The sequence below is a fragment of the Collinsella aerofaciens genome (assembly GCF_015553355.1).
Classification (GTDB): Bacteria; Actinomycetota; Coriobacteriia; order Coriobacteriales; family Coriobacteriaceae; genus Collinsella; species Collinsella aerofaciens_V.
Map to the genome: position 1 here is coordinate 51,606 of NZ_JADNGN010000010.1, position 7,785 is coordinate 59,390.

Genomic DNA, 7,785 nt, shown 5'->3' on the forward strand with positions numbered 1-7,785 from the left:
CGAGCCACCGCACCTTGCCTTTCAATCGTCGGTTGCGTACCTAAGTACGCGGCCCTCCTCTTTCAAGGCAATCTGCGGCACCTCGGAAACCCGTCTCCGTAGCTGGAGTTTTCCGTCTGTTTATTGCAGACGTTACAGATGAAAGGAGACCAGTTAGATGCGCGTTTCTTACGACTGGCTCAAGACCATGATCGATATTCCGGAGGATCCCAAGACCCTTTCGGACGAATATATTCGTACCGGCACCGAGGTCGAGGCAATCGACACCGTGGGCGAGTCCTTCGACCACGTGGTGACTGCCAAGGTGCTCACCAAGACCCCGCATCCCGATAGCGACCACATGTATGTGTGCTCGGTCGACGTGGGCGACAAGAACCTCGACGCCGACGGCAACCCCGCTCCGCTGCAGATCGTCTGCGGCGCGCAGAACTTCGAGGCCGGCGACCACATCGTCACGGCAATGATTGGCGCTGTCCTGCCCGGCGACGTCAAGATCAAGAAGAGCAAGCTTCGCGGCGTCGTGTCCATGGGCATGAACTGCTCTGCGCGCGAGCTCGGCCTGGGCGGCGACCACTCCGGCATCATGATCCTGCCCGAGGACACGCCCTGCGGCATGCCGTTTGCCGAGTACGTGGGCTCGAGTGATACCGTGCTCGACTGCGAGATCACGCCCAACCGTCCCGATTGTCTGTCCATGATCGGCATGGCCCGCGAGACCGGCGCCATCTTCGACCGCGATTTCCACGTTGAGCTGCCCGCCATCAAGGCCGAGACCGGCCGCGCGACCGACGACGAGCTTTCGGTCGAGATTGCCGACGAGGGCCTGTGCGACCGCTACGTCGCCCGCATCGTGCGCAACGTGAAGGTCGGCCCCTCGCCCGACTGGATGGTCAAGCGCCTCAACGCCCTGGGCGTGCGCCCGCACAACAACATTGTCGATATCACCAACTACGTGATGATGCTCACCGGTCAGCCGCTGCACGCCTTTGACCTGGACACCTTTGCCGAGCGCGATGGCAGGCGTCGCGTGGCGGTTCGCGCCGCCCAGCAAGACGAGAAGTTCACGACGCTCGACGGCGAGGAGCGCGTTCTCGACGCCGGCATGGGCCTTATCACCGACGGCGAGCGTCCCGTGGCATTGGCCGGCGTTATGGGCGGCATGGATTCCGAGATCGAGGACGACACCGTCGACGTGATGGTCGAGAGCGCCTGCTTCAACGCCGGTCGCACCTCGCACACCAGCCGCGATCTGTCGCTGATCTCCGACGCCTCCATTCGCTTTGAGCGCCAGGTCGACGAGACCGGCTGCGTGGACGTCGCCAACGTTACCTGCGCGCTCATCGAGGAGATCGCCGGCGGCGAGGTCGCTCCCGGCTACGTGGATGTGTTCCCCGCGCCCAAGACCATCGACAGCATTAAGCTGCGCCTGGCCCGCGTGCATGCCATCTGCGGCGCCGACATCGAGCCTGACTTTATCGAGCGCTCGCTCACCCGCCTGGGCTGCACCGTCGAGCGCGACGGCGAGGACTTTATGGTCACCCCGCCGAGCTTCCGTCCCGATCTGCCGCGCGAGATCGACCTGATCGAGGAGGTCCTGCGCCTGTGGGGCATGGGCCGCGTGACGGCGACCATTCCGGCTGCCAAGAACCACATCGGCGGCCTGACCCGCGAGCAGAAGCTCACCCGTAAGGTCGGCGAGATCCTGCGCGCCTGCGGCCTCAACGAGACTACGACTTTTGGCTTTGCCGCTCCGGGCGACCTGGAGAAGATCGGTATGTCCACCGAAGGCCGCGGCTGTCCCGTGGTGCTCATGAACCCGCTGGTAGCCGAGCAGACCGAGATGCGTCGTTCGCTGCTGCCGGGCCTGCTGCAGTCCGTGGCCTACAACGAGGCCCACGGCACGCCCAACGTGCACCTGTACGAGGTTGGCAGCCTGTTCCACGGTCGCGAGAACGCCAGCCTGCCCAAGGAGACCAAGTCCGTGGCGGGTGTGCTCTCGGGCCAGTGGAGCGAGCGGTCCTGGAACATGAAGTACCGCAAGCTGCGCTTCTTCTTTGGCAAGGGCATTGTCGAGGAGCTGCTCGCCCAGCTGCGCATCGAGAAGGTCCGCTTCCGTCCCGTCGAGGGCGAGGGCTACGCTTTCTTGCAGCCGGGTCGTGCGGCCGAGGTTCTGTCCGGCGGCACCGTGCTGGGCTGGGTCGGCGAGATTCACCCCAAGGCGCGCGAGGCTTGTGGTATCGACGAGGTCGTCGTTGCCTTTGAGCTCGACCTGGACAAGCTGGTCAAGGGCGCCCGCAATCAGGAGAACTACCGCGAGTTCTCGCAGTACCCGGCTGTTGAGCACGACCTTGCTATCGTGGTCGACAACACCGTGACCTGCGAGGATCTTGAGCGCCGTATTACCAGCGCCGGCGGCAAGCTGCTCGAGGGCGTGCGCCTGTTCGACGTCTACCGCGATCCCATCCGCATCGGAGCGGGCAAGAAGTCCATGGCCTTTGCGCTCACGTATCGCTCGGACGACCACACGCTTACCAGCGAAGAGGTCGAGAGGGCGCACCAGAAGATCGTCACCAAGGTGTGCAAGGGCGTAAACGGCGAGGTTCGCTCGTAATCTTTGCCGTTCGGAACCCGCCCCCTGCGGGGTTTTCACGGCAACGTCCTCGCCGCTTCGCGGCTGCGGGATGTTGCCTTAGAAAACCCCTCTCGGGGGCGGGTTCCTGCGTTAACCTTGTTGCGAGCGGACCGCACCTTCTTCCGGGTGACCGGAAAGTTGGGAGTGCATGGGCCTTTATTGGACGGTGCGTGGACCTGGGTTAATAACGGACGTATTGCAAGGGCGTGCTGCGTTGTGGGCGGTGCGCCTTTTTGTTAGTATGCAGAGTCGGTGTTACGGATTGTTGGAAACGTAACACGCAACGTTCTGATTGAGAGGGCTCATGCATATTCCCGATAATTATCTGTCCCCGCAGACCGATGCCGTTATGGCGGTGGCGATGGTGCCCGTTTGGGTCCATTGCATCAAGAAAGTGCGCGCCACGCTCGATCGCGAGCATATGGCCTTTCTGGGTATTTGCGCTGCGTTCTCCTTTTTGCTCATGATGTTTAACGTTCCGCTGCCCGGCGGCACCACAGGCCACGCCGTCGGCGGCGCACTCATCGCGCTGCTGTTGGGCCCCGAGGCCGCGGCCATTGCTGTCTCGGTCGCGCTGGCGCTGCAGGCGCTGCTGTTTGGCGACGGCGGCATCCTGTCCTTTGGCGCCAACTGCTTTAACATGGCCTTCGTGCTGCCGTTTGCCGCTGCTATCGTGTTCCGTGCGCTCAACAGCCGTTTGCACGACAAGAGCTGGGGCACCTCGGTTTCGGCCATCGTAAGCGGCTGGGTCGGCCTGTGCCTGGCGGCCCTGTGCGCGGCAATCGAGTTTGGTATTCAGCCGATGCTCTTTACCAACGCTTCGGGCGCGCCGCTGTACTGCCCCTTCCCACTGTCTATTGCCGTTCCTGCCATGATGATCCCGCATATGCTGGTTGCCGGCGTGGTCGAGGGCGTGGCGACGGCTGCGATTTACGGTTTCATTAAGAAGACGGCGCCGGGCGTTATCGTCGGTCCCGAGGCCGTCGATGGCCAGCTTGCTGCCGAAGGCGCTGCTGCCAAGAAGACCTCGCTGGTCCCCACGCTCATCCTGGTTGCCGTACTTGTCGTGGCCACGCCGCTGGGCCTGCTGGCCACGGGTGACGCCTGGGGTGAGTGGGACGCCGAGGGCGCCGCGACCGCCGTTCAGGAGGCTGGTGACGACAGCCTGCAGGCTTCGGTCGGTCTCGATACCCCGACCTTTGCCGATGCCCTGCCCACGGGCGATTATCTGCAGGCCTATTCCGAGGAGCAAGGCCTTGGCTTTGCCGGCCAGGCCGCGATGTATATTCTTTCGGGTGTGATTGGCGTGGCGGTGCTCACCATCGTATTCCGCCTGGTCTCGCTGACGGTCAAGGAAAGCGGTGCTCATGGCAATAGCCGAGCTGCCTAGCTGGCTTGCGGTCGAGCAGCGTTACGAGCCCGCGGGGGCTCGGCATCGTGTGATGCAAAAGAATGTCCTGCACCTGGCGAGCCTGCTTGAGCGGGTTCGCCTGGGTGGAGGCGCGCACGAGGGCGGGTCGATGGTCGACCGCGTCCTTTCTTGCGTTTCGGCTCCGGTGCGCCTGGTGGGGATGTTCGTTTGCGTCCTGTGCGTGTGTCTGACGCAAAGCCCGCTGTATCTGATGCTGATGGCGGCGATCGTGTTGGTGCTGGTCGCGGTGCGCCCGGTGCGCGGGCTACGCGCGACCTTTGTGCCGGCGCTCGGCGCCGCAGGGTTTGCCGTGGTTTTGGCGCTGCCTGCCCTGCTGCTGGGCGCGTCTGCCACGGGCGCCATGCTCAAGATCGCGATCAAGACCTTCATTAATGTGTCGCTGGTGCTGGGCGTTTCGTGGACCCTTACCTGGAGCCGCATGTCGGCGGCGCTCAAGATGCTGCATCTACCCGACGAAGTTATCTTTACGTTTGATATGGCGCTCAAGCACATCGAGGTGCTGGGTCGCACGGCGCACAATCTGTGCGAATCGGTCATGCTGCGCAGCGTGGGTCGTGCGCCTGCGGGTTTTTCGCGCACCGACTCGCTGGCGGGTATCATGGGCATGACGTTTATCAAGGCGATGGAATGCAGCCGCGCGATGGACGAGGCTATGCTTTGCCGCGGCTTTGCCGGTGCGTATCCGGCGCCCGCGCGCGCCGGGTTTGGCTGGCGCGATGCGGTTTACGCGGCCGGCGTGGCGCTGCTGGCAGTGTTATGCGCGGTGCTGTAGGCGCTGCTGGTTCCGGCTGGGGATGCAAATAGGGAAGGGCGACGTTTTGACGATCGATATGAATAATGCGGCGGGCACGAACGGTGCGGGCGGCGCCGAGGTCACGCCGCTCATCGAGCTGCGCGACGTAGTGTTCTCCTATGCGGGACATACGGTTGTCGATGGCGTGTCGCTGCAGGTCGATCGTGGCGAACTCGTTGCCCTGCTCGGTCCCAACGGCTGCGGTAAGACGACGATTATGCGCCTTATTAACGGCCTTGAACTCGCGGACGCAGGGGCATACCTGTTTGACGGGCACGTGGTCGATGCGGCGTATCTGAAGGATTCTGCTGCTGCTCAGAAGTTCCACCAGCGCGTGGGCTTCGTATTCCAAAACGCCGATGCCCAGCTGTTCTGCGCCACGGTGGGCGAGGAAGTTGCTTTTGGTCCCGCGCAGATGGGTCTGCCGGCAGACGAGCTCGAGCGCCGCGTGCGCGATGCCATGGGGCTGTTCCAGGTTGCCGACCTTGCCGACGCCTCTCCCTATCAGCTCTCGGGCGGGCAAAAGAAGCGTGTTGCGCTGGCTGCGGTGGTGTCGATGAACCCGGATATCTTGGTCCTCGACGAGCCTACCAATGGGCTCGACGAGGATTCATGCGACATCGTGGTCAATTTCTTGCTGGCTTATGTCGCGGCGGGTAAGACGGTCTTGATGAGCACGCATCACCAGGATTTGGTGCGACGCCTGGGTGCCCGTGCAATCTATATCGATCGATATCACCATGTGGTCGAGGCATCTTCGTCGTCGTATGGAACCGAAAGCGGTGCTACGGACTAGTTGCTGCGTAGAGCGTGCGTAGCCGTCCGCGCGGCTTTGCCGTGATGGTATAGTTATCCAGGTTTTTTATGGGGGTGGCTATGCCAAGCTGGAACATTCATATCGCTCAGACGGAGCGTTTGCTGGAGCGCACCGGTGCGCTTGCCAATAGCGTGCGCGACCGCAATGCCTTTTTGTTTGGCTGCGTGGTTCCGGATATCTTCGTGGGCTATATGGTCCCTGGCATCGCCGATCCCATCCCGTACCGCATTACGCACTTTGCAAAGCCCGAGCCTATCCCTAAGCCTCGTGAGCATGAGTTCTGGGATACCTATGTGGCACCGTTGCTTAAAAGTTCGCCCACCGGTGCGCCAGCCGCGGCGACCTCGATTATCGAGGAGCGCGAGCGACTGAATCGCGTGCACTATCCCCAGCGCTACAGGGATGCCGAGCCGGTTGTCGGTCCCGGCGCTCGTGAGTTCTCGCTTGCGTCCGAGGACGTGGCGCAGTCGTTGCTCGATTTGACGCTGGGTGTCTGGTCGCATCTGGTGGCCGATACCGTATGGAATACGCGCGTGAATCAGTACCTGGAGGCGCACGGCGGCAAGCCGTGCGAGGAGTTCCGCATTAAAAAGCAAGGCGACTTTGACTGGTTTGGCAAGACGCTCGGCATTGTTTCGATTCCGCGCGCGACCGATCGCCTGTATACTGCGGCGACGCGTTTTGGGCAGTATCCCATCCATAAGGAGTATGTGCTCAAGACCATCGGCGTTATGCACGAGATCGTGCGCGAAAACCCCGGTGAGCCCGACCATCCGCCATACCGCCTGCTAACCGAGGAGTTTTTCGATGCAACGTTCACCGAAGTCATCGAGCTGACCGAGGCGGGATTTGCGGCTCGCGCCGAATCGCCCGATGTGCCTGCACTACCCCTGATCACTAGCTGCTAGCCGGCCGGCCCGGCAGTGAATAGCTCAACCCAATCGACAAGTAGCTCTTGCCGTAAGGTATCTTCGGCAATGCGCTCCTGTTTTGTCTTTGGGATGTGGGGAAGCCCGGCCTTTTTATGGATGAGCTCGGCTATGTGGTCGAAGCTCTTCTTCTCCTTGATCTGGTCATAGGTAATTTGGATGACGTCGTAGCCCATGCTTGTGAGTGCGGTGGCGCGCTCGGCATCGGAGAGGCTCGCGGCTTCGCTGTCGTGGGCAGAGCGGCCTTGGCATTCCAGAATGACGCCCATGCTGTCGGTGGCGCTTTCGATGAGGATATCGGCGTAGCAGCAGGTTTTGTCATACAGCGAACGTGCGGCTTCACTGAGCGGGATGCGCGCGTTGTTGGCGATCTCGATGCCCTGGCCGCCCTCGTCGCGGGGGAGCGAGATAAGCATGGAGGTCTGTACTTCGAAGGGCGAGGCGGCCTGCCCCGTCATGTGCTCGGCCGCCCAGCGCAGTTGTTTGACGCCGCGCAGGCCTGCGGCTTGCTTGGCGAACGCGGCGATATCCGTTGCGGTAAGAAGCGGCGTGCGCTTCCACAAGTTGGTGTCATTGCCCTTGGTGTCGTTAACTCGCTCCCAGCCGCAGTTGGGTGGAATGAACTTAAGCGAAATAGCTTCATCGAGTTGTTGTTGCGTTCGCTCGCAGGGCTTAAACACTGCAAAGGAGCCGCACATCTCGTAGCACGCCATGAGTAACTGGTTGCGTGAGACCTGCGTGGCAAGGCTGAGCAGCGTGAACTCCGGTGACGTGACATCAAACCCATGTTCAGTCTGCCTAAACGACCCCGGAGGTGGTTCTTGGGTCAGGAGGTGCGATTTAAACAGGCTTCGCGACCCGGATTGTGCCCGAGTGAATACAAGCCTGTGAAGTGGTGCGTGAAGCAGGTCTTTTACAACTGCATGACTTCCGAGGCCACAACATCTGCGATCCATATTGCCAAGGCTAATGGCGGGGTAAAGGCCTAATACCTGCGGCGGGATGCGGTAGTAGTTAAAGGCGGATTGCCCACAAAGCGTCAGGTCCATAATGCCCTCCTGGCCGAAATCATCTCTTTGAAGCGAGTGATGCCAGCGTCAATCCGGCAAATCCCCACAGACGATCGGGGTGCGCGGCAACCAGCATGGCAATCTGGTCATTGGTGCCAAAATGCCCTCCGCA

The 7,785-nt window shown here is 61.8% G+C and carries 6 protein-coding genes; 5 read left to right on the forward strand and 1 reads right to left on the reverse strand.

The window, feature by feature from the left end; translation table 11 throughout:
* The first annotated feature begins 157 nt into the window (after positions 1-157).
* The 5 genes from pheT (at position 158) to I2D57_RS04170 (ending at position 6,582) form a co-directional block, all read left to right on the forward strand.
* Positions 158-2,611 (forward strand): phenylalanine--tRNA ligase subunit beta, encoded by a 2,454-nt coding sequence (pheT, locus tag I2D57_RS04150; protein ID WP_195361587.1) that lies wholly within the window; start codon positions 158-160, stop codon positions 2,609-2,611.
* 325 nt (positions 2,612-2,936) lie between these two features.
* Positions 2,937-4,022 carry a cobalt transporter CbiM gene (gene cbiM / locus I2D57_RS04155; RefSeq protein WP_195361588.1) on the forward strand — a complete coding sequence of 362 codons (1,086 nt, stop codon included), beginning with the start codon at positions 2,937-2,939 and terminating at the stop codon, positions 4,020-4,022.
* Positions 4,000-4,836: an energy-coupling factor transporter transmembrane component T family protein gene (locus I2D57_RS04160; RefSeq protein ID WP_195361589.1), complete on the forward strand. Its 837-nt coding sequence runs from the start codon at positions 4,000-4,002 to the stop codon at positions 4,834-4,836. The genes cbiM and I2D57_RS04160 overlap by 23 nt, the downstream gene beginning before the upstream one ends.
* A gap of 46 nt (positions 4,837-4,882) precedes the next feature.
* Positions 4,883-5,653, forward strand: a complete 771-nt coding sequence (locus I2D57_RS04165) for an energy-coupling factor ABC transporter ATP-binding protein (RefSeq protein ID WP_229055622.1) — start codon at positions 4,883-4,885, stop codon at positions 5,651-5,653.
* Between the two features lie 80 nt (positions 5,654-5,733).
* Positions 5,734-6,582 (forward strand): hypothetical protein, encoded by an 849-nt coding sequence (locus tag I2D57_RS04170; RefSeq protein ID WP_229055623.1) that lies wholly within the window; start codon positions 5,734-5,736, stop codon positions 6,580-6,582.
* Here I2D57_RS04170 and I2D57_RS04175 read toward each other — a convergent pair.
* Positions 6,579-7,652, reverse strand: coding sequence for a PDDEXK family nuclease (locus I2D57_RS04175; protein ID WP_195361592.1), 1,074 nt, complete (start codon positions 7,650-7,652; stop codon positions 6,579-6,581). The two genes, I2D57_RS04170 and I2D57_RS04175, sit on opposite strands and share 4 nt — an antisense overlap.
* Positions 7,653-7,785 lie beyond the last annotated feature (133 nt).